Genomic DNA, 26,275 nt, shown 5'->3' on the forward strand with positions numbered 1-26,275 from the left:
ATGATAGGCAAAGAGAACAGAACCCGAGACTTACACGAGTCAGCCCGGAACATTCTGGAAGCTGAGCTGATGCAGTCTGCCATGGAACATTCGCAACCGGTTTGCACTACTACCGGCGAAATCCCGTCGGGCCCGCTTTCTGACGTCAAAGGTAGAGATTACCGTGAGAGACTTCTGCAGGATATATTGGCTATTTTTTCTGCGATATTAAAGTTGCCGTCGGCAAAAATTGACAGAGAAGAAAAGATATCGACCTACGGTGTTGATTCGATTGTCATCACAGAAATCATGGGGCGTGTTGCCGATGCCTTGGGGGTATCGCTTTCCGCCGCTATTTTCTTTGAAGCCAGAAACATTGCCGAACTGACGGATATCATCATCAAGCGTTTCAGCCCGGAAGTCGTACGACGTTATGATGACCGGCCTGTCAACGATGATCGTCGGCCTGCCGGCGATGTGCAGTTAAAAGATGTCCGGCAGACGCCGGTTGTCGATTCATCAGCGCCACTGTTATCGCCTGATGCGCCATCAGCCAAACGGCTTCGCGAGCTCATGGCGACAAGTTACCGGCTCCATCAAAAGCGTAATCCGTCTCCCCCGACGAGTGAGAAACGTCCGCAGGCCAAGAACACCGACGTCAATCAGTTCGGCAGGAATAATGAGCCTATCGCCATTATCGGAATGGACGGGATGTTTGCCCAGTCCCCCTCGGTGGAGGCGTTGCAGCGTCATCTTTATCAGGGCCAGGACTGTATCACCGAGATTCCCCGTGAACGTTGGGATTGGCAGGCAATCTACGGTAATCCTAAAGATGGTGAATTTACCAATGTGAAATATGCCGGCTTTATTGACGATGTGGATAAGTTTGACCCGGCATTTTTTGGTATTTCTCCCCGCGAAGCCCAGAGCATGGATCCCCAGCATCGACTGTTTCTGGAGTCGACCTGGCGGCTTATCGAATCGTCCGGCTATGCCCCGTCATCGTTGGCAGGCAAAAAGGTTGGGGTCTTTGCCGGCATCAATTTACAGGATTATGCCGAAACTGTCCTGAATGCCCAGTCCCGCGATATTGTGGAACTGACGGCAATTCCTCATATGTTTTGTCCGAACCGTATCTCTTATTTGCTGGATGTGCATGGTCCCAGTGAAATTATTGATACGGCGTGTTCAAGCTCTTTAGTGGCGATTCATCGTGCGGTGATGAGCATTCAGCACGGTGATTGTGACATGGCGATTGCCGGCGGCGCCAATCTGATCCTGAGTCCGAAAATGCATATTCTGTACAGTAAGGCAGAGATGATTTGCGAGGATGGGCGCTGCAAGACTTTCTCTGAACAGGCTAATGGTTATGCCCGTGGGGAAGGGGTGGGTGTGGTACTGCTGAAAAAGCTGAAAGATGCGCAGGCCGATAAAGACAATATTCTCGGCGTGATTATCGGCTCAGCAGAGAACCATGGCGGGTCGGCGACGTCTTTGATGGCGCCGAATCCGAATGCTCAGGCTCAGCTTGTCCGCGATGCGCATAGGAAAGCCGGCGTTGATCCCCGCAGTATTTCCTATATTGAGTGTCATGGAACCGGGACGCCGTTAGGCGATCCTATTGAAGTCAATGGTTTGAAAATGGCGTTTCACGATCTTTACCAGGCGCATGGGCTTCATTCAGAGGCCGGCGCCGGGAAAGCCGTGGTGAAACACTGCGCGCTAGGCTCGGTTAAATCGAACATCGGGCATACGGAAACCGCCGCCGGCGTCGCCGGCGTTATCAAGGTTTTGCTGTCGATGCGGGATGAATATCTGCCCCAGTCACTGCACTGCCAGACGCTGAACCCCTTGCTGGAACTAGAAAATAGCCCGTTTTATGTACTCCAGCAGGGGCAGGCATGGCAGCGTCCGATCGTCGACGATATGCTGCAGCCGCTGCGGGCGGGGGTGAGTTCGTTTGGTGCGGGTGGTTCGAACGTTCATCTGGTCATTGAGGAATACCGTCGGGAACCTGAAGAGGGCGTGTCGTTCGGACATGGTCCGGAAATTATCGTTCTGTCAGCCAAAAACAGTGAAAGGTTGCAGGTTTATGCTCAGCATCTGATGCAGTATGTCGCTGAAAATTCAGACTATGTAGCGAGAAGTCTCAAGCAGTTCGCCTACACGCTGCAAACCGGACGAGATGCGATGGAGGCGAGAGCGTCGTTCGTTGCGGAAGATGTGGCATCGCTCTTGCGTCAACTGGCCATCATTGCCGGTGATCCGCTGGCCGCAGCCGGTGAGGGGGCTGTTTTTGTTAATTGCGATGAATCCGGTCGTTTACCCAAACTTGATATTCAGGATATTACGCGCTGGTGGCAGAGCCGCCAGTGGACGAAAATCGCCCAGGCATGGGTGGAGACCAGAGCGGTTGACTGGCGGCAATTATATGCGGGTCAGCATTACTCACGTCTGGCGCTGCCAACCTATCCGTTTGACCGTCAACGTTACTGGATAAAAGAAACGCGGCGTCAACCCGAGCCGGAAAAAACGGTTAAACAGTCAACGACCACTGGCGTAACGGTGAATCATGCAGGAAAAATGACGTTGCCGCCGCTGACGCTGAAAAGAGACATCGGCCAGTCAGCCGTGCTGAATGGCGCGGCGGCAGCGCAACGGCCGAGCGACAAGATGGCTGTTCACCTCAGTCATGGCATCAATGGCCACGCTACACCTATCCGGAACACTGCGGACGACGGGGAAATTAACGGGGTCAACCCAACACACGCTAATGGCGCTCTTCATCCGGAACACCGGCATGGCGGTGTTTCTCTGGCGAGTGTTATCGAAAAATTACGGGTGAGTCTGGCCCAGGCGTTGTGTTCGCCGGAGGCGGATATTCATATTGATCGCTCCTTTGCCGAGATGGGGCTCGATTCGATTGTCGGAGCCGAATGGGTTCATGACATCAATCGACAACTGGGCAGCTCGCTGTCCGCCACGCGACTTTATGACTACTCCAGTGTGCGTCAACTGGCACAGTTTATTGTGCTCAATGGGGATCACAGCGATGCGGCGGATAAACCCTTGTCGGAAAGCCCCGAGACTGACGCGCTGTTACGGCATGAAGATAATAAGATAATAAGGGAACTGCACGGCAGTACGGCTTATTCACCACAAACGACCCATGCACCACCAGCCACTGACCGGTCATCGGTTCAGAGTGAGCACGTTACCGAGATAACCCGGTTACTGAAAAACAGCCTGGCCGACGCACTCTACATGACACCGGAAAAAATCGGCAACGATCGCGCATTCTCGGAATTGGGATTGGATTCCATTATCGGTGCTGAATGGATCAATCAGATTAACAAGGGATTGGGCATCCACCTTTCTGCTACCCGCCTGTACGATTATCCGACTATTCATGCTTTGGCTGAGTACATTGCCACCCGGCAGGATGGAGGCAGGTTGCCCCCAAAGCCGGTAACGGTCACATTAACCGATATCCCTGAACCGCCGGATTTGCCTCGGGATGCGCAAAATCTGGCCGTGCCGGCATCGGTATCGATACCCGAAAATGATCGGGTGATTAACCAGACGGCCGAGAAAATAGCCATTATCGGGATGTCGGGGCGCTACCCCGATGCAGACAATCTGGACCAATACTGGAATAACTTAACGGATGGACATAACGCGATTCGTGAAGTGCCTAAAACGCGTTGGGACGTCGATCACTATTTCGATCCTGACCGTAGCAAAGACGGCAAAATATATTGCAAGTGGCTCGGGGCATTAAGTGATATCGACCGTTTTGACCCGCTATTTTTCTCGATCTCACCCGCAGAAGCAGAGGGAATGGACCCTCAGCATCGGATCTTCCTGCAGGAAGGGTATAAAGCGTTTGAAGATGCGGGTTACAGCCCTGAAGAACTGAGCCATAAGAAGTGCGGCGTTTATATGGGGATTATGAGTTATGAATATGCTCATATGATGCTCAATTCCGCTACGCCGCTGTCCGGTACCGGTAACAGTTTTGCGATTGGTGCAGCGCGGATTCCGTATTTCCTGAACCTGAAAGGGCCGGCTATTCCTGTCGATACGGCGTGCTCCTCGTCCCTGGTTACCACGCACCTGGCTATTCAGGCGCTGCAAAATGGTGAAATCGATCTGGCATTGGTCGGCGGGGTTAGCCTGTATCTGATGCCGGAAACGTATATCGGCATGTGTTCTGCCGGTATGTTGTCTCCCGAAGGTCAGTGTAAAGCGTTTGATAATACGGCGGATGGCTTTGTACCTGGCGAAGGGGCCGGGTGTCTGGTACTGAAACGCTTGTCGCAGGCTGAACAGGATGGCGACCATATTTATGGCGTCATCATTGGTTCGGGCATCAATCAAGACGGTAAGACGAATGGGATCACGGCACCCAGCGTCAACAGTCAGGTAGAACTGGAAAGAGAGATTTACCGGAAATATCAGATTGACCCAGATTCAATCAGTTACGTTGAAACACACGGAACCGGCACCAAACTGGGCGATCCGATTGAGCTTGAAGCGTTGGCATCGGTGTTCAGGGAATGGACTGCGCGCAAAAACTTCTGCGGTCTGGGATCGGTAAAAAGCAATATTGGTCATACGTCGGCAGCGTCTGGCATGGCGAGCGTGCAGAAGGTGTTGCTGTCGATGAAACACCGGCAACTGGTACCGTCGCTGCACTTTCGTACGCCGAACCAACACTTTGGTTTCGATGACTCGCCTTTCTACGTCAATACCCAACTTAAGCCGTGGCAGCATGATGAAAGGCAACCGCGAAGAGCGGCAGTGAGCTCCTTTGGTTACAGCGGTACCAATGCCCACCTGGTGATTGAGGAGTATCTGGCTCCGGCGGTTGAAACCGTTCCGGCGGCTAAACCGGTGTTGATCGTGCTCTCGGCAATGCGAGCCGATCGTTTGCCGCTGATGGCGGAAAATCTGCTGGTCTGGCTCCAGCGGGAACAGACCGATGGGCATGACGTCGACTTGCAGCAACTGGCTTATACCTTGCAGCGTGGACGCCAGCCCATGGAGGAGCGTCTCGCTTTTGTTGCGGGCTCGGCCAGTGAGCTGCAAGAGAAATTAACCCAATGCGTTCACGGCGATATTTCCGCTCCACCGCTGTTTAGAGGCCGGGTGAATTACAACGCGCCTTCTTATACAGCGTTTGTCGATACCCCCGAGTTCAGTGCTGTTATCGAACAATGGGCACATCAGCAAAACCTGAATCAGCTCGCGGGATTATGGGTGACAGGTCTGGATATTCCGTGGGATTTACTCTACCCCGAGGCCAAGACTGCGGGGCGGTCCGCCGGCCGTCGTTCCCCGGGAAGAATAAGCCTGCCTACTTATCCGTTTTTCAAACAATCGTGCTGGTTTGAAGAAAAAGCAGCGTCGGCGGTGAAGGCGGCGGAGAGTTTGCCGGAAGATACAGCGAAAACGCCGGCCGTTGAAACCGGAGAAACCCACTGGCTGCGAGCCACAGAGACGTGGGTCGAGGTAACGGAACATGAAGGCAACCAATGGGTTGAGCGGATCAAGGCCAACCGCGATCGGCAAATTCTGGTCCTCAGCCATACCCCTTCGGATTGCCGGGATATCGAGCAGGTTTGTCAACAGATTCAACATATTGCCGATATGCCACCGTCGACCTGGGATGTGCGGAATATCACGTTGCAGCACAATGTGTTACAGGCACAAACGGGGATTAATGCGCTGAAATCCGCACTCTCGGCGGCGATCGCCGATGCGGGTAAACCACTGGTGGTTTTTCTGTTCTTACCCCATGGCGCAGACGCCGAAACCGGGTATGGCCTGCAACTTGCGTACCTTTGTGTTCAGGCTGTGCAGGCGGTTGCCCGGCTGAATCCGGTACAGTTCTATTGCTGCCATCGGGCGGATTATGAGCAAGGCCTGACGATGACGGATGTACGACATGAAGCGCTTTCCGGATTGTTCCGGTCTGCGATTCTGGAAACTGTCGGGCATCGCTATCGGAACGTCATTGTCGAGACTCAGGCAACAGCTCAGGATGTCGCGCTGCAATTGATGCGAGCCTGGCTATGCGATGAGATGCCGCTTTCTGAACCGGGAAAACATACTCAGGCCGTCAATACCCCGACGATCCGTTTCAGCCGTGGCCGCCGCTATGAGCTACGTGTCAGCGAAACCGATGAACACCCGGTGCCTGAAACGCGCTTTCGCACCGGGGCGACCTATTTAATGGTCGGCGCGCTGGGCGAGACGGGGGAACAGGTGTGTCAGGTGTTAGCTCGCAACTATCAGGCACGGTTGGTGATTTTTTCCCGTCGTCCGGAACATCAGGTTGCTCCGATTTTGGCGCGTATCAGGGCGTCCGGCGCTCAGGTGATTTACCGTGCCGTCGATATTCTGGATATCGATAACCTTAACCAGGCGATGCAGTCCCTGAAATCGGCAGGCATCACCCTGCATGGGGTAATACACCTGGCCCGGCAGGTGAATGACGGTTCGATTCTGGATAAACCCTGGGATAAGTTCCGGCAGGTGATGGCGGCGAAAGTATCGGGAACCCTGAACATTGATGCGGCAACCGCTGATGAACCGCTGGAGTTCTTCCTGATGTTTTCTTCCGTTGCGGCGTTCGGCATTCAGGGTTCTCCTGATTATGCCTATTCCGCCGCGTTCCAGAATGCGTTTGCCCGATACCGGCAACGGCTGGTTTCTCTCAGACAAAGGCAGGGACGGGTTTCCTCGATTTGCTGGGGACAATGGAACGTCGATGGCGCTGTTGACGGTAATCGGCTGGCCGAGCGGTTAGCGTCTTTGGCGCAACAGGGCATGGGAAGTATTGATGCCATGGCTGCGGTGCAGGCGCTACAAACAGAAGGGAACGACGTGGTCACGGCGCTGGTTGCCATCACGGACAGACAAAAAGCCAAAGCGTTACTGGGCCTTGGCGATGATCAGACCGTGCCGCTGTCTGTCAGCCCCAGCCGTTCCATCGCAGATACGGTTCGACAAAAAATCCACCTTTTCAGCGCAGGGCGGTTATCGACGGCAGAATTTGCGGATTATCTCTCGGCGCTGTCGTTAGCCGACTTACCCGCCGAACTACGGCAAGAAGTGGAAAGCGTGATAACCACCGCCCGGCCTGTTCCACAGCCGCTGGAGACTCAGCGCTCCGTACCCCAATACCCCCAGCCTGAGGCGGCAGTCGCGCCTGACGTTACCACACCGGCTGAACGTGATGGAGAGCTTCGTCGCGTGTTGGCTTTCGGGATCGAGAGGGTCATGAAACTGGGCAGCGATCTTGACTGGGACAAACCCCTGCAAGACTACGGGATGGACTCGATTATTGCGATGCAATTGAGTACCACGCTGGAAAAACAGATGAAAGTTCCCGTGCAGCCGAATTGGCTGATCGAACATCCGACGCCCAATCTACTGATGAATAAATTGCGGCAACAGGTGGGGACAGGAGACATCCGGCTATGACGACGATAAATCAAAAACTGGACGATTTTTTCTCCGGCAACTGCAGCCTGGGTTCTACGGTGAAGGCTGGTGAATTCGGGGCTGGCATTTCTTTTAGTTATCTGTTTTTTTCGGATGTTCGAAAAGATGTCTCAGACCGGGATAAATACCGCTTTGCCCGTGAGCTGGTCGAATTTGCCGATCAGGCAGGTTTTGAAGCGGTTTGCTTTCCTGAGCGCCATTTTTATGAGTTCGGCTCTATTTACGCCAATAACAGCATCGCTGCCGCCTACTTTGCACCGCTAACCAAAAACGTGCGGTTACGTTCAGCTGCGGTGACGAACACGCTGCATCATCCGGTCGAAATTGTCGAAAACTGGGCGATGGTGGATATCCTCTCTGACGGCCGGGTTGACCTGGGGGTAGGGAGCGGCTGGAACAAAGCGGATTTTATCCTGTCGCCGGAAACTTATGAGGACCGGGCAAAAATACGCGATCAGCGTATTCCGGTGATACAGAAACTATGGCGGGGAGAAACGGTGGATTTTCCCGGTCCCGGCGGAGAGATTTTTCCGACGGTGGTTTATCCACGCCCCATTCAGCAAGAAATAAACATCTGGTATTTCAGCCTTTCCGAACAGGGGTTTCGGCATGCGGGCCTGCATGGTTATAACGTATTCGGCATGCTGCATGGTATCGACCTGCACGAGTTCAGAAAACACGTAGATGTTTACCGCGCCGCACGGGCGGAAGCCGGGCTGGACCCGCAAAGTGGTCGGGTCACCCTGATGATGCATGCCTTTGTTCACCCGGATCAGGAGTGGGTACAGCAGGTGGTGCGCGAGCCCTTCAAAGCTTATATCCGCAGCAGCATTATTCCGCAGATGAAAGCCCGGGATAAGCATTTCGACAACAGCCAGATTGACCACATTCTTGATTATGCCTATGCCCGTTATTTCAAAACCGGAGGCATCTTTGGCCCGCTTGAGGAGTGCCAGAAACAGATTGATTTAGCCATCGCCTCTGGCGTCAATGAAATTGCCTTCCTTCAAGACTTTGGCATCGACTACACCGCAGTCCGCAATGCTTTTGGTTATTTACAGCAATTAGTCGAATTCAATCTCAAGCGGGAGAGGGTTGCTTATGCATGATCAATCAGAACACCTGTCTTTCATTGAGCAGTGGATTCAACACCATAAAACGACTACATCGGATTCGGTATTGGATGTGTCCGCGACGCACGGAAACAATGAGCCGTTGGCGATTACGGGTCTGGCCGGTTATTTCCCGCAATGTATGAGTGTGGCTGAGTTATGGCGACATCTGGATGCGGATGACGCCTTAATCACCGAACTACCGGCGCAGCGCCAGGCATGGTATCGACAGGGGGAAAACGGGGGCGATGACCAATGGTCTGTGTTGTCGGGGGGATTTATTCCTGACATCGCGTCATTTGCGCCAGAGGTGTTCGGTATTTTACCGATAGAGGCCGAAGAGCTGGATCCCAGGCAACGCCTGTTGCTGATGTCAACCTATCACATGCTGAAAGATGCCGGCATTTCTGCCGAATCTCTGCGAAAAACGCAGACCGGGGTGTTTATCGGCTGTGAGTCCAATGAGTACGCGGCGCTGATGGCGCGCCACGGCTATCGACCTGAGTTCGGCCTGTCGCAGGCCGACAGTATGATTGCGAACCGGATTTCTTACCAGTTTGATTTAGCCGGGCCCAGCGAATTAATCAATGCAACCTGTGCCGGGTTTGCCGTGGCGCTGCACAGAGCGACGCTGGCGCTCAGAGCCGGTGTGATTGATCGTGCCATTGTTGGTGCCGCTAATGTGATGCTGATGCCGGATGTCACTAACCGGCTGAACGATTCCAATCAATTGACCCACGGGAAAACGGTACGTTCTTTCGGTAAAGACGGGGATGGGTTCATTCGCTCAGAAGGGGTGGGCACCATTCTGCTGGAACGTCTGCGGGACGCTGAAGCCGCCGGCCGACGGATCTATGCCGTCATCAAACACACCCGGGTTAACTTCAATGGTCAGGGTGGTATTTCAATGGCATCACCGAATACGGATGCTCATTGTGAACTGATCAAGGACTGTTACCGGGAGGCGGGGATCGACCCGCGGCGGGTGTCTTACATTGAGGCGCAGGGCATGGGGCTGCCTGTCGCGGATATTGCGGAATGGACCGCGATAAACCGGGCATTACGCCAGCTATGTGATGAACAAGGGCTGGCATTCGAGCACGGTTACTGCCGGGTGAGTAGTCTAAAGCCGCTATTGGGGCACATGCACTCCGCTTCCTCTCTGGGGGCGTTGCTGAAAGTGATCCGCAGTCTTCAGACCGATAAAATTCATAAAATTCCGGACTTTGAACAAGCGAATGAATATTGCGATACGCAAGATGTCCCCTGTCGTTTGGCGACTGAAACGCAGGCATGGCCGGCGGATGATCACCCCCGGCTTGCGGCGATTCATAGCTATGGCTCAGGTGGCAACAATGCCCATATCGTGATTGAAGAATATCGGGGCGCTCAGGTCGCTGGCGCCGATTTCCCACGGGCTCATGAGGCGTTGGCTGGTGAGTACTACTGGTTTCAACCCCCTGTATCTCAAACACCGCCGACTGATGATAAGCCGTTTAGCCGTGAAAAAAACCGGGCCAGCGATTCGGCTGCGGATGCCAGCGCGGAGCTACGAGCGGCAATAAGCCGTTTGCTGGGGCTGAAAGGTTCAGGTGAAGACTCAGACCATCAGGCATTTACCGATCTTGGCCTGGACTCCGTTTCTGTTGCGGCTTTCGTCAGGCGGCTGGAGGCGGCATATCCGATTACATTACGGCGTTCGGATTTATTCAGCTACACCACGCCGGCGGCGTTAGCCGACATGCTCGCCGCACAAATGCGCGACAACGGTTCGGCCAACAGACGTCACCACGATGCGGCGTCCTCGCAAAACAGCCATCATCATGATGATATCGCCATTATCGGCATCGATATTAACGTTGCCGGAGCCGACAACGCCGCGGAATTCTGGCAAGTGTTACGAGAAGGTCGGTGTCGTATCGGACCGGTGCCTGCTAATCGGCTGGCCCGCAGTGATCTTCAGATGAAAACCACCCGGGGTGGTTTTATGACGCACATCGACCGCTTTGACCCGCTGTTTTTCAAGATCTCTCCCCGGGAAGCGCATTACATGGATCCCCACCATCGCTTGCTACTGCAATCGGCATGGCGGGCGATTGAAGATGCAGGCTATGACCCGCATGGGTGGTACGGGCAAAAGCATGGCATCTTTGTCGGTATGGAGGAGTCTGATTATCCGCTGACCGACGAGTCTGCCATTACCTCAGTGCATACGGGAACCGCGCCGGCTCGCATTGGTTATTTCCTTGATACCAAAGGTCCGTTGCTTTCTATCGGGACAGCCTGCTCCTCATCGTTGGTTGCCGTACATTACGCTTGTCAGAGCATTTTAAGCGGTGAAAGCGAATTGGCACTTGCCGGCGGTTGTAACCTGATCTGCCAGCCGGAGCGGATGTTGCATGCCTTGTCCCGCATGGGCGACATGCTCTCGCCAGACGGCACGTGCTACGCGTTTGATGACCGTGCCAACGGCATGGTGGTCGGTGAAGGCTGCGCGACGGTCGTGTTAAAGCGTTATAGCGAAGCACGGCGAGATGGTGATGATATTTATGCCGTCATTAAAGGTAGCGGGATTAACTATGATGGTAAAACCAACGGCCTGACCGCGCCCAACGGTGCCCGGCAGCGTGAGCTTTACACCCAGATTTACCAGAAAAGCGGAGTTTCTCCCGACCAGATAGGCTATGTCGTCAGCCACGGTACCGGCACCATGTTAGGCGACCCGATCGAATGCAATGCACTGATTGATGCGTTTCATGGTGCCGGTACGGATAAAAAGCAGTACTGCGCATTGACCTCGCCAAAGACCAACATCGGCCATACGCAAGCCGCTTCCGGTATCGTGAATGTCATTACGGCGGCGCTGGCGTTGAAAAACCGGGAAATCCCGCCGTCGCTCAATTATGTCCGGCCAAATGAAGATATTAACTTTGCCGACAGCCCTTTTTATGTCAATACCGAGCTCAAACGCTGGGAACAGGAACGGCGTTTTGCCGCAGTCAGTTCTTTCGGACATTCGGGAACCAATGCACATTTGGTGTTGCAGAACGCGGATGAACAAGAGGGACGTCAGGATGCACCGTCAGGTACCGGCGAGCAGTTCCTGATCGTCTTGTCTGCGAAAAGTGAACCGCAGTTAAAGCAGATGGCCGCAAACCTGATAGCCGGGGATGAACCGGAAAATATGAGGGATTTGGCGTATACCCTGCAGTGCGGGCGAACGGCGATGTCTCATCGTCTGGCGTGGATTGCCGACAACTGGTCAACCTTACGGGAGAGCGTGGGATGCTATCTTACGGCTGAAGAGGGATTCCGGTCATGTCCCGATCTGTATTATGCCGATGTGCCCGCCGCAACGTATTCCAGCGCCGCCGAAGCGTTACTTACCGAGGGTGAAAGGTCCGGCGTAACCTCTGTGCTGATTGGCGGGCAGTTGGCATGTTGGCTTCGGGGAGAACCGACAGATTGGCGGGTTTTATATCCAGGGCAGACACCACGCAGGCTGCACTTGCCAACCTATCCGTTCGAACAGGAAAGTTATTGGATCCCTGCGGCGGATAACCCCGTCACAACTACGCCTGCCGCAACGCTATCCGCACCGGGTCAGCAGAGCCGAAAAGTTGAGCAGGCTTTACGTCATGTACCGATTGAGCCGGATAAGGCAACCGCCCAGGAACAGGGTGATGCCGTGCTGGTCTATCGCGAACGGTGGCGACAGCAACCGTTGCCGGATGCGCCGCATCGCGCTGAACGTCAGATAAAGCGCTTGCTTTGTGTCGCGCCCGCGGCGGCTCAGACAACGCTACACCGTGGTATCAGGCACATTGCCGGTGAGACAACGACGGAATTTTTTACCCTGGATGACTGGTCGGCTAACGATGTCGGTGCCTATCGCCGCTATTTTGCTCAGGTACAGGCTGGCCTCCAGACGCAGAGCGGGCCGGGAGCGGTAGACGCATTGCTGTGTTTTGTTGAACCTGAATCCGGTATGAATCAATTAGTGCCCCTGTTTCAGGGGCTGCTATCCAGCGGATTGAATGTGGGCCGTGTTTTGGTGGTCAGCGCGTTTACCGACGAGCTGGCGCGTTGCTATGCCGATGCGTTAGTCGCGTTCGGCGCCTCTTTACGTTTTGTGCTGCCGGGAACACAAGTCACGTTTGCCGGGGTTGAACTGACAGAGGCCGCCGATACAGATCAATGGCCTTTGGTCAGCGGATGTTTGTCCGACATCTGGGCGGAGCTGCAGAGTGAACCGGTTCACGGTGTGCGGTATAGCCAGGGCAAGCGCCATGTATTGACTTTCGAATCGGCACGGTTAGGAAACAGCGGTTTAGAAAACGGCGGTTTAGGAAACGATGATGTTTTAAACGCCAACGAGGTTTTAAACGAGAATGGTGTTTCAAAACCCGATGACAGGTTGAAAACAGAGAGTGCGTTAAAAATTGGCGGATGTTACCTGATTACCGGTGGACTCGGCGGATTAGGGCAAATATTTGCGCGCTATCTGTGTGAGCACTTTATGGCGAAGGTCCTTCTGGTCGGCCGCTCCCCCCTGGATTCAGAAAAACAGGCGAGTTTACAGGCAATTGAGCAGCTCGGCGGCCAGGCGATTTATCTTCAGGCGGACGTCAGTGAATTGTCTCAGATGCAATCGCTGTTCGCCGATTGTCAGCGTCAGGGCATCAAGATCAACGGCATATTACATACCGCCGGTATTCAAACGACACGGACATTGGCAGAAAAAGATCTTGATGAGGTGCGTCAGGTATTGGCGCCCAAAATTCAGGGGACGCTGGTCCTGGAACAGGCATGGCAAAACGTCTTCGGTACGGAAGAGATATTGGACTTTGTTGCCTATTTTTCTTCCAGTGCGGCGATTTTTGGCGATTTTGGCGGCTGTGATTATGCCGTAGCGAACCGTTTTCAAATGGCCTATGCCAACACCCGGAACAGCCAGGCATGCGCTGGCGAACAGGTGCCTTCGCTGACAGGAAAGACCATCGCGATCAGTTGGCCGGTCTGGCAGGACGGAGGAATGACGCAACGTTCAACTGAGCGAGAGCAGGCCACATCCCTTTACTTAAAAACCAGTGGGCAACGTGCGTTACGCAGTGAAGAAGGGGTGAGGGTGTTTGAGCAACTGCTCGTCAGTGACGCCGGTTCGTCACTGGTGATGGTCGGGCAACCTGCCAGTATTCAGCGTTTACTGGGTAACGGCTTGCCGGGTGAATCCGCTGCGCGTCAGGATAGCGTGCAGCAGCGGTCAGTCACGGCAGCAACAACAACAGCCATCGCATCTATCCGTCGTCCGGAAATGCAGGGGCTGACGGTTGAGCAATGTGTCCTGTGGGAATTGCAGCAGACGGTGGGGCATATTTTAGCGATTGAGCGACACCGCCTGCATCATGAAATGAACCTGGCCGATTTCGGGTTTGATTCGATAAGCCTGGCTGAATTTGCATCCAGCCTTAGCAAGCACTGGAAAATCACGGTCTCGCCGGCCCTGTTCTTCGGGCATGCCACCTTGTCGCAACTCTGCCGGTACTTTATGTCGACGTACGGCGCGTTGATGCAGGCCTATTACAGCGGATTGAGCGAGGCAGGCGAGGTGTTTGACCCGAGCGCCGAATCGGCACGAGCGGATGCCCATCATGGTATCCGCCCGGCTGTTGGGGAAGCGGCTCGCCACGATGTGCAGGACACCTCATTCGATGGCGAAGAGCCGATTGCGATTATCGGTATGAGCGGTCGTTTTCCCGGTGCCCGCGATATTGATGAGATGTGGCAGTATCTGGCCGAGGGGAAATCGTCTGTAAGCCGGGTGAGTGCTGAATACCTGCGCGGCCGGGACGAATCTTGTCGTGATGGCGATACGTCGACTGAGCAGGGGTTATGGTGCGGCGTTATACCTGGCGCGGCCGAGTTTGACCCGCTGTTTTTTGAAATTTCGCCCCGCGAAGCACAGAACATGGACCCCGGTCAGCGCCAGCTTTTACAGGAAGCCTGGAAAGCGCTGGAGCACGCCGGTTACGGTGCGCAAACGGTGCGGCAGCATCACATCGGTACGTTCGTTGGTGTGGAAGAGGGAACATACGGGCGTTTCGCATCTACCGAACACGTTGAAATTACTGCCAATCACAATGGTATTCTGGCTTCACGGCTGGCCTATTTTCTTGACCTGCACGGCCCCGTGCTGGCGATCAATACGGCCTGTTCATCCGGGTTGGTCGCGGCGCATCTGGCGTGCGCCAGTCTGCGTAACCGGGAATGCGATACCGCACTGGCAGCCGGCGTGAGCCTGCAGCTCTCGACGGAAGGCTTCGACATCATGGCGCGTTCAGGGATGATCTCTGAGGATGGCGTTTGCTATACCTTTGATCAGCGCGCTAACGGCATGGTGCCGGGTGAAGCGGTGGTGGTGCTGGTTCTGAAACGTTTGTCGCAGGCTGAAGCCGATGGCGATCTGATCCATGGCCTGATTCGCGCCAGCGGTATCAATTATGACGGTAAAACGAACGGGATCACTGCACCGAATGGCGTTGCGCAGACCGAGTTGCTCAACACCGTGTATCAGCGTGCGCATATCAATCCCGAGCAGATCGACTATATCGTGACGCACGGAACAGGGACCCGCCTTGGCGACCCGGTCGAAATTAATGCGCTGAGTGATACATTCGGCGCTTATACCGATAAACAGGCTTTTTGCGCCCTGACGTCGACAAAAACCAATTTCGGCCATACGTTTGCCGCCTCGGGACTGGTTAGCGCCGTCAGCCTGATTCAGGCGCTGAATCAGCAAATCATCCCCGCAAGCCTGCACTGCCAACAGGAAAATGACTACATTACCTGGACGGAGAGTCCGTTTTATGTCAATAAAACCGCCAGAGCTTGGCCGTTGAGGCAGGGCCAGCCGAGAATGGGGGCCGTGAGCGCTTTCGGCATGAGTGGAACCAACGCTCATCTGGTGATGCAGGAATACCCGCAGCCGGTTTCAGCCCTGGGGCCGACGCGCAGCCACTATCTTCTCTGCTTGTCGGCCAAAACCGACGAGGCGTTATACCGGAAAGTTGATGATCTGATCGCGCACTTGCAGAAACCGCAGACCAGCGCTCAGGGATTGGCGGCGATCAGTTATACCCTGCTACGGGGACGAGGACATTTCCAATACCGTCTCGCGGTGGTGGTTGAAGATCGGGAAGGCGTCATCGTCAGTTTACGGCAGGCGGAGCATTCGCAACGTCCGAATCTGTTTCGCGGTAAAGTCCCGCTGAACTTCAGCGGGCAGAAAACCATTCGGCAACATGTCGATGCTTTATTACACCAGTCGCAACACGCGAAGGGACAGGAGTATCAGGAAATCCTGTCCGCGCTGGCAGATTATTATTGTCAGGGGTATGAGCTGGATGGGGCAGCGTTATTGCCGGATGTGTCCCGGTGCGTTGTCTTACCGACGTATCCATTTGCCAGAGAACATTACTGGATAGAAGACACCACGGCGTTATCTTCATCACCGGAGCGAGTCGCCGACGCCGGGGCGCTACATCCGCTGCTGAAAGAGAATGCGTCAACGCTGGCTGAGCTTCGTTTTCGCGCTGAGTTCAGTGGCGAGGAGTTTTTCCTTACCGATCATCAGATTCATGGGCAGAAGGTGCTGCCGGGCGTCAGCTATCTGGAAATGGCCCGGGCGGCGTACGCGTATGCCGCCGCTCCCGTTATGCCCGTTGCGCACTTGCCGTATTTCAGCCTGAAGCACGTGCTCTGGCTTCAACCAGTGGTGGCCGAACAACAGACCACCACGCTCTATCTGGGGCTAAGCGAGCAGGATGATGGCCTCATTGACTACCAGGTTTATTCGGAAAACGACCGTCGGCAACGCACTGTTCATGGGCAGGGAATCATTGCTCCGCCCCTTGATGACGCCACCGCAGGAGGGCCGGCATCAGAGCTGCACTACCTGGATCTCAACCTATTGAAGCAACAGATGACAGGCCCTGAGTATCAGGCTGAACACTGTTATCAAACGTTTCTCGACATGGGGTTGAATTATGGTGAAGCCTTTCAGGGCATAGAACGGTTGCTGACCGGGGAGCGTCAGGTATTGGCGCGAATTGCGCTGCCGGATGCCGCGGTATCCTCAGCATTCGTTCTGCATCCGAGCCTGATGGATGCGGCCTTGCAAACCAGCCTGGGGCTGAATCGCGCGGGCGCTTTGTCTGGCGCAGCGTATGTGCCTTTTGCTCTGGAACAACTGGATGTTTTCGGTGAGATCGACTCTCGTCTCTGGGTGTGGCTGCGACTGGCGTCAACAGCAAGCCCGAAGGATGAGCAGGTACAGAAAATGGATATCGATCTCTGCGACGATCATGGCCGTATCTGCGTCAGTATGCGTGGGTTCTCTACGCGAATTTTACCGGTATCCCACACAGCGAATAACGCTACTCGTCAGCGGCCAGAGGCTACCGTTGAGGCGGCGTTGAGCACAGCACAGGCCGTCAACCGCACGAGTAAAGTGTTAAACGGCACAGAGTATTTTTTGCAGGATCACGGTGGCTTGCTTCCCGGCATGTTGTCGCTGGAATGGATGAGAGAACTGGCGGTATCGCACCTTCCGGCAAGCCGTGGTGAAGCGGTGGTCGGCCTCAGCGATGTGGTCTGGCGCCAACCAGTGATGGTGGGTGAACAGGGAGCGGATATCGATCTGTGCCTGCATCAGGACGAGCAGGGTTATTACTGCGTAATCAGTCGGCTGGGACAGATTCATGCGCAAGGACGGGTGATGACCGGGCGTGCAGATGGAGCGGAGCCCCAGCCTCTGCAACTCGGCGATATTGCGCAACGCTGTCGCCAGTGGCGTTCTCATCATGACTGCGCCGAATTTTTCGGCGCCGCCATTGGCCCCAGATTGCTTGGCATCACCGACTATAAGCAAGGGCATCAGGAAGCGCTGGTGACGCTGGCGGTGCATCCGGGTTGCATCGGTGCACAAGAAGAGCGGGGATTACCCCCGGCACTGATGAATGGCGCTGTTTTGGCCGGCATTATGTTGGCTGTCGGCGGCGAACGGCAAGGTGCTCATCCACTGATGCCGTTTAGCATGGATGCGCTACGAGTCTATCAGCCATTACCTGCAAGTGTCCGGGCTTATATTCGCCAAACACAGTCCGATGCAGGGGCTGAACATCGGGTCGTGCGTTGCGACATCTGGCTTACCGATGAACGCGGGCATGTTTTGGTTGAGATGAAAGGGCTGAGCATGGTCAGTGCTCCGGCTTCACCACGCGTGGAGCTGGTTTTTGCTCGGCCTCAGTGGGTCTCGCAGGATATAGGCATCGCGCCGGAACATGGCGATGATTCAGCGCTGCTGCCGCCGTGTTTTATTCTGGCGGACGAAAACACGGCGCTGCAAACCGCGTTACAAAATAGCTGGTCCGATTGTCAGGTGGTGAACTTGTCTGTCGGGCAGGGCGATGCGCCACAGCAATTTACGCATTGTTTGCAACAGCTGTTTGCCCACATCAAAGAAAGCATGCGTGCTTGCCGCGCAACATCTCGTCGGCAGGCCATATTGTTGCTGGCGTCGGAACCGGTAAATGAAGCGTGGTTATCCGCTGTTTCAGGGGTGCTCAAAACGGCCCGGCAAGAACACGCTGGCATCAATGGAAAAGTGGTCCGATACCACGACTCCTCAGAAGCGGTGTCATTGCTGCTGACGCAGTTGTCGTGCGAAATGCATGATGCGAATGACGCCACCGAGATTTATTACGATGGCGCAGGCAAGCGCTCCGTGAAGGAATGGCACCGGATAACGCAGTCAGACATGGCGGAAGAAGCACTGCCGGTTTCTTCCGGCAGCGTCATTTGGATTACCGGCGGTTTGGGGGGAATCGGCTATCAGATTGCCCGTGAACTGGGGACGAGATATCAGGCCAGGTTGGTGCTCAGTGGTCGTTCTGCCCTGAATGCACAAGGTGAACAGCGCCTTGTGGATTTACGGCATCAAGGGATTGAGGTGACTTACCTGCAAGGGGATGTGGCCGATCCGGTACAAACCCGGCATATGGTACGGCAGATTCTGCAAAACGAAGGTCAATTGAACGGCGTTATTCATAGCGCAGGCATCATTCGTGACGCGTTGATTGTGAATAAAACGGAGTCGGAACTCCTTGATGTTTTAGCCCCGAAAGTGGCGGGAACGCTGGCTCTTGACGACGCAACCCAGGACTGCAATCTGGATTTTATGGTGCTGTTCTCTTCGCTGAGCAGTGCTTTTGGTAATGCTGGTCAGGCGGATTATGCCGGTGCCAATGGGTTTATGGATGGGTTCGCCGTCCAGCGTAATCAGCAGGTCGCCGCAGGTCTGCGTCGGGGGAAAACCCTGGCGGTAAACTGGCCGTTGTGGCGCGATGGCGGTATGGGGATTTCCGCCCCGGATGAAAAATTGTTCAGGCAGCAGACCGGGTTGATGCCGATGCCCACCGATGCGGGGATCCGGGCATTGATTCGTGGGCTGCGCAGTCAGGAGTCCCAGCTTGGCGTGATATATGGGGACGCAGAAAAAATCCAGTCCAGGCTCTCCGGCGGGCAAGCGCAGTCGCATTCATCACCGGTGCATTCATCGGTTATCCATGAGCCGGCAACAGCCGGCAGCCCGGTTCAGGTTGGGAAGGTTTGCGCCTTGTTGGTCAGTATGGTCGCGCAACTGCAAAAGCTTGATGAGAAAAAGATAGAGCTGGATATGGAGTTATCCAAATACGGTTTCAACTCTATCGATTTCACCGAATTCGCCAGCCGTCTCAATAAAACCTATGGACTGGCACTGATGCCGACGGTTTTCTTTGAGCATTCAACCTTGAGGGCGATGGGAAACTATCTGGCGTGCACTTACCCTGACGCTTTTGCGGATAAAACCGCTGCGCCCACTGTCACCGCCGGAGCAGTATCTGGTATGGCGGCCGCTGTACGCCTGCCTCAGGTTACCGTCACCAGCACGGCGAAAGTGGGTGAGGGCAGGAAAGTCTTTGGCCGATGGACGGCATCGCAAAGCCGGCCATCGGCAGCACCGACGGTCGCGCCCTTAGACGAAGCCGTGTCCGACGAGGCTGTATCAGGCGTTCCGTCTTCCCGCGTGATAACCCCCGAGGCGAGCGCGTTACCCACATCCGACGCGATAGCGATTATCGGGATGAGCGGTCGGTTTCCTCAATCCCGCAATCTGGACGAATTCTGGCAACAGCTGGAGGCGAATCGCGACTTGATCAGTCCGGTGCCGGCAGATCGCTGGAACTGGCGGGAATACTATGGCGATCCGCATGAAACCCCCGGAAAAACCAAAGTGAATTGCGGCGGGTTCATGCAGGATGTCGATTGTTTCGACCCGCTGTTTTTCGGGATTTCTCCTCGTGAGGCGCAATCACTGGATCCGCAATTCAGGGTTTTTCTGGAAACGGTATGGGCTACGATCGAGGATGCCGGCTATTGCGCCAGTGATTTATCGGGCAGCAATACCGGGGTTTTTGTCGGCGTATCAACGTCTGAGTATAAAGACGCCTGGCTGAAGTACTCTCACGATAAATTCGGGATCGGTGACCCGCCCTGGCTGTCTCATTTCGCGCTGGCAAACCGTGTTTCTTATGTATTGAACCTGCGTGGCCCCAGCGAGCCTATCGATACGGCGTGCTCCAGTTCACTGGTCGCCATTCACCGTGCGATAGAGGCGATTCGCTCTGGTAGCTGTGATCGGGCGATTGTGGGGGGCGTCAACATTATCGTCAACCCAGGGATCACGATTACCGCCGGGGAGGCCGGCATTCTGAGTGAAGACGGTCGCTGCAAAACATTTGATATCAGTGCCGATGGCTATGGCCGTGGTGAAGGGGTCGGAGCCATTATGCTCAAGCCCCTCAGTCAGGCGAAAGCCGATGGCGATCGTATTCACGGCCTGATTCGCGGCAGTGCCGAGAATCATGGCGGCAAAGCCACCTCGCCGACGGCGCCGAATCCGCTGGCACAGCAAGAACTGCTGGTTCAGGCTTATCGTCGTAGTGGCATTGATCCCGAGACGGTCGGCTATATCGAAACCCACGGTACGGGAACGAAACTGGGCGACCCAATTGAAATCAATGGGTTGAAAAAAGCGTTTGAAACCCTGTACCGGGAACAGAATAAGCCGATGCCCCAACAGGCGTATTGTGGTCTGGGATCGGTGAAAACCAATATCGGGCATCTGGAAGCGGCCGCCGGTATTTCTGGTGTTCTGAAGATTCTGCTGATGTTCCGCCACCGGAAAATTCCCGGCAATGTGCACCTTAAGACGGCAAATCCCTATCTGGAGCTGGCCGGTAGCCCATTCTATCTGGTCAGGGAGACACAGGCATGGCTTGCCGGGGAAGATGCGGCCGGTCAGCCGGTGCCGAGACGTGCCGGTGTCAGTAGCTTTGGTATCGGTGGGGCGAATGCACATATTGTTCTCGAAGAGTATGCGCCGGAGTCTGACGTCGGCCATGCGTCATCTGCGCTTCCGGCGGCTATTCCGGCAGCTATTGTGCTGTCGGCCAAAAAGGCGGTGCGCCTGGATGACGTGGTGCAAGGCCTGGCCGCATTTCTGGATTCCGCCGCGTGTGCAGACCAGCAGCCCAGCCTGACGGAGATCGCTTATACCCTACAAGTGGGGCGCGAAGCGATGGAGGAGCGCCTGGCCTTTGTCGTTCGTTCAGTGCAGGAGTTGAAACAAACCTTGGCCGCGTATCTTGCCGGCGCAGACATGCCGGAAGGGATCTATCGCGGTAGTGTTAAAGCCGGTAAAGAATCGTTGTCGATGCTGGCTGATGACGAAACCCGGCAAGCGATGGTCGGAACATGGCTACAAAAAGGCCACTACGACAAACTGCTCGATGTTTGGGTGAAAGGCGAACAGGTTGACTGGAAGCAATGGTATCCGGCCGCGGCAAAACCTCGTCGCATCGGTTTGCCGACGTATCCGTTCGCACGCGATCGCTTCTGGCTGAAGATCAAGACGCCGGAGCGTGATCGACAAGACACGATGGCGTCCGCTGTAAAAACCAGTCCGCATCGTCTGCATCCGTTGGTGCATCGCAACACGTCAGATATTCATGCGCTCAGCTTTACCTCCTGGTTTGATGGTCATGAGTTTTTTCTGGCTGATCATCTGGTTAGAGGGAAAAAACTGTTGCCCGGCGTGGCTTATCTCGAAATGGCGCGCGCCGCCGTTGAGCAAGTCGTTGGTGCCGGGCTGCATCTGCAATTGATGCAGATTGTGTGGGTGCGCCCGTTCATTGCCGAACATCCGCAGGCATCTGCGGCTGCCGATGGAATTTACCCGTTAACGGTTAACTTGTCGCCGCAGTCAACGAAGGTGATGCGGTTTGAAATCTGTTCTCTGATGGCGGATGGTCAAACCCAGACGCATTGTCAGGGGAATGTGCGTGTCATAGACCCGCTATCGGATGACAGGGAAACACTCGACTTGTCTGTCGCGATGGCCGGGCACCAGGACGGTACCATGGATAAGTCTGAGTGTTACCAGGCTTTTCGCCGGCTGGGGATCATCTACGGGCCAGGACATCAGGGCATTGAAAGGCTGTATCTGGCGAAAGGACGCGTTCTGGCGCGGCTGGTATTGCCTGAAGCGTACCATGACACACTGGCCGATTATGTCCTGCACCCTGGCCTGATGGATTCGGCATTACAGGCGACGCTGGGGTTGTCCCGCGAGCATCGGCTGGGATTGCCTTTTGATATGGAGTCAATAGATATATTGCATCGCTGCACGCCCGCCATGTGGGCCAGCATTTCCTATGACGGTGGCGTGCAGCCGGATCCCCGGGCAAAAGTGCAAAGACTGACCATCAAGTTGTACGACGATGCCGGCGTGCTGTGTGTTTCTCTGCGCGGCTTTAGCGCACGCACGCCTGAGCCGATGACGACGCCGGAGAAGGGGACGCTACTGCTGGTACCGCAGTGGCGTCGTAAACCGGCTCCGGTCAATACCGTTGTTCCTCACTCATACGCGAGCCGCCAAATCTTATTGTGTGGTGATCTCGCTAGCGCAACCGAGCGTGGCCTGACGGGCGCCGTCGTGTTACCGGGAATGAACCGGGACGATATCGCCCTGAACTTTCATCAGAATGCGTTGGCGCTGTTTGCGCATGTAAAAACGATGTTAGCCGACAAGCCCAAACAGGCGATATTCCTGCAACTGGTGGTGGTGGGTGATTTCCCGGCTCGGTTACTGGCCGCACTCGGCGGGTTGTTAAAAACGGCATGTTTAGAGAACCCCCATGTTATCGGCCAATTGATTGAGCTGGATGAGTCGGTCAGCGTCGATACGGTGGGCGAGATGCTGCGTGAAAGTAGCCTTGTGCCGGACGAACGTCATATTCGCTATGGCCGTGAAGGGCGGCAAGTGCTGTTCTGGCAGGAAGTCGGCGTGATGGCGAACCCTACTGCCGGCGCCTTGCCTGCGCTGCCCATACTTCCCCGCATGCCGTGGAAGGAGCAGGGGGTTTATTTGATTACCGGCGGCGCCGGAGGGCTGGGTCTTGTTTTCGCCACGGAGATTGCGCGTCAGACCCAGCATGCCCGGTTGATTTTAACCGGACGCTCTGCCATGAACGCCCGCATTCAGACATCGGTCAGCCAGTTGGAAGCGTTGGGCGCACAGGTCGATTACCACAGTCTTGATGTGTGTGATCGGCAAGGGGTTGACGCACTGATAGCGACCCTAACGACGCAATATGGGACTCTCAACGGAGTGCTGCATTGCGCCGGCGTGTTGCGTGACGGCTACATGCTGAAAAAGTCCGAGGCGGATTTTCAGGCAGTGTTGGCCCCCAAAGTGCAGGGAACCGTGAATCTGGATCAAGCCCTGGCACAGCATCCGCTGGATTTCTTTATTCTGTTTTCCTCAACCGCAGCAGGATTGGGTAATCCGGGGCAGGCCGACTATGTTACAGCCAATAGTTTCATGGATGCCTACGCCCACTACCGCCAGCAACAGGTGGTTGCGCAGTTGCGGATGGGAAGAACCCTTGCGATCAATTGGCCACTCTGGAAAGAGGGTGGGATGCAGGTTGATGAAGCGGTCGAAACCATGATGTACCAAAGTACCGGCATGGTGGCGATGTCTACGGATGCCGGCCTGCAGGCTTTTTATCAGGCTCTTGAGCGTGAAGACAATCAGGTGTTGGTCATTGCCGGTGACGTTGAAAAATTACGCCGAACGCTCCGAGGGTTGCAGCCGGTACAAGATGAAAAGCGCAGTGACGCTCCGGTAGTAGCAGAACAGGCAAAAGGATTTGGCCCTATGACGGCAACCGGGATTGATAAGCAAGAGTTGGCAGGTGTAGTTCAGCAACGTTTGATGCGAGAAGTTTCGGCATTACTTGATGTGGACGCTGCAGAAATTGATGCGGATCTTGAGTTGACGGAATTGGGTTTTGACTCAATTCTGACCACCGGGTTTGCCAACAAGTTGAATCGTCAGTACGGGCTTGATTTGTTGCCGACGGTCTTTTTTGAATACCCGACCCTTTCAGCATTAAGTGGTTATCTGGCTAACACTTATCAGACGGTGTTGGCGGCGAAATTCGCCGATTTCTTGCACCAGGCAGGCGCGCGTGGCGCGTTTGTTCATCATGAGCGCGTTGACCCGTCTCAGGCGGATCATGCAGAACCCGCGATGGCCAGCTTCCGGCCAGGCGAGGCCGTCGAGGCGCGCCATACTGAGCCTGACAGGCAGGCGTTGCATGAGGCGATTGCGTCGTTGCTGGTGCAGGAAGTCTCCACGTTGTTGCATGTGGAGACGGCCGACATTGATATCGATACCGAGCTGAATGAACTGGGCTTCGACTCGATTCTGACAACCGGGTTTGCCAATAAGCTAAACCGGCAATATACGCTGGAGCTGCTTCCGACCGTGTTTTTTGAATACCCGACCATTGCCGGGTTGACCCACTACCTGACCGAGAACTATCAGGACTACTTCAGTCGCTTGTTTGCCGCAAAAGTGATGTTGCAATCACCGCTATCCAGCCATCCGTCGGCAGATGACGCCTCACCACTGCATGACGTTCGAACCTCGCAGGAAGATACATGCAGTGGCGTGCAGGCCGCGAGCCACCTGCCGCCGGCGCCAGGTTACCCACGTGATGAACACGAAGCGATTGCGATTGTAGGAATGAGCGGTAGTTTCCCTATGGCGCCGGATCTTGAAACGTACTGGGAAAACCTGCTTCAGGGAAAAGACTGTATCAGCGAAGTGCCGCCGGCGCGTTGGAATTGGCGGGATTACCTGCAAGAGGTGCATGCCGCTGAAAACCGCGACAGTATTCGTTGGGGGGGATTTATCCAGGATATGGCGGAATTCGATCCGCTGTTTTTCGGCATTTCTCCCCGTGAAGCTGAATTAATGGATCCACAACAACGTTTGTTGATGACCCATGCCTGGAAAGTCATTGAAGATGCCGGTTATTCCGCTGCTTCTCTGTCCGGCAGCACGCTGGGTATTTATGTTGGAACGGGGAACACCGGTTATTCCGGTCTGATTGTTGATGCGAAGCTGCCGGCGGAAGGTTTCACTGCCACGGGAATTGTGCCGTCGATCGGGCCGAACCGCATGAGCTATTTTCTCAATGTCCACGGTCCAAGCGAGCCGATTGAAACGGCGTGTTCATCCTCGTTGATCGCGATCCACCGTGGGGTATCGGCACTGCGCCATGAAGGTTGCGACATGGTGATTGTCGGTGGGATTAATACGCTGGTCACGCCGGATACGTTTGTCAGCTTCTGCAAAGCCGGCATGCTTGCTGCCGATGGCCGCTGTAAAACCTTCTCCAGCCAGGCTGACGGTTATGTCAGAGGCGAAGGGGTCGGGATGTTGTTGCTAAAACGCTTACCGGCGGCAGAAGCGGACGGTGATCACATCTATGGTGTGATCCGCGGCAGTGCGCAGAATCATGGCGGTCGAGCCAGCTCGTTGACGGCGCCGAATCCGAAGGCTCAGGTGGCCTTGCTGGAAAGCGCCTACCGGAATGCCGGCATTGACCCCGGCAGCGTCAGTTATATCGAAGCCCACGGTACGGGAACGAAACTCGGTGATCCGATCGAAATCAATAGTCTGAAAGCCGCATTTAAAGCCGTAAAAGCCACCTCTCCGCAGGAGGGAGACCACAACGTCGGCTGTGGTATCGGTTCGGTAAAAACCAATATCGGACATCTGGAAATGGCGGCGGGTATTGCTGGCGTGATTAAAGTGCTGCTGCAAATGAAGCATCAAACCTTGGTAAAGAGCTTGCACAGTGAGGCGCTGAACCCCTACATCGATTTCACCGGAACGCCGTTCTATATCGTTAGCGAAAATCGCCCCTGGCAAGCGCCGAAAAATGCGCAGGGCGAGCAACTGCCGCGCCGGGCTGGCGTCAGTTCTTTTGGCTTTGGGGGCGCTAACGCGCACGTAGTAATTGAAGAATATCGTGATACCCGCCCGGTATCGCAGGCAGTACAGGATCGGTATGTGATTCTGTTGTCTGCCAAAGACGAGGTGCGTTTACTGTCGGTTGCCCGGAATCTCAGGCAGTATCTGGAGCGACATCAAGGCGATGCCGAACTGACCTTGACCAATCTGGCTTATACGCTGCAAGTCGGGCGCGATGCCA

At 55.1% G+C, this 26,275-nt stretch carries 3 protein-coding genes (1 of these 3 only partly in view); all 3 read left to right on the plus strand.

Annotated features, from left to right (window positions below; all coding sequences use genetic code 11):
* Tightly spaced (each overlapping or abutting the next), the 3 genes in view from DXX3274_RS08770 to DXX3274_RS08780 form a layout consistent with a single transcriptional unit that may run on beyond the window.
* Positions 1 to 7,470 (plus strand): beta-ketoacyl synthase N-terminal-like domain-containing protein, encoded by a 7,470-nt coding sequence (locus tag DXX3274_RS08770; RefSeq protein WP_042859469.1) that lies wholly within the window; start codon positions 1 to 3, stop codon positions 7,468 to 7,470.
* Positions 7,467 to 8,600, plus strand: a complete 1,134-nt coding sequence (locus DXX3274_RS08775; RefSeq protein ID WP_042859471.1) for a MupA/Atu3671 family FMN-dependent luciferase-like monooxygenase — start codon at positions 7,467 to 7,469, stop codon at positions 8,598 to 8,600. Before DXX3274_RS08770 ends, DXX3274_RS08775 begins: the two co-directional genes overlap by 4 nt.
* Positions 8,593 to 26,275, plus strand: the 5' portion of a protein-coding gene (locus DXX3274_RS08780) for an SDR family NAD(P)-dependent oxidoreductase (RefSeq protein WP_042859472.1). It continues 2,741 nt past the right edge of the window; only the first 17,683 of its 20,424 coding nucleotides appear in the window; the start codon lies at positions 8,593 to 8,595; its stop codon lies beyond the right edge, outside the window. Before DXX3274_RS08775 ends, DXX3274_RS08780 begins: the two co-directional genes overlap by 8 nt.

The organism is Dickeya sp. NCPPB 3274, from assembly GCF_000406205.1.
Taxonomy (GTDB): Bacteria; Pseudomonadota; Gammaproteobacteria; order Enterobacterales; family Enterobacteriaceae; genus Dickeya; species Dickeya fangzhongdai.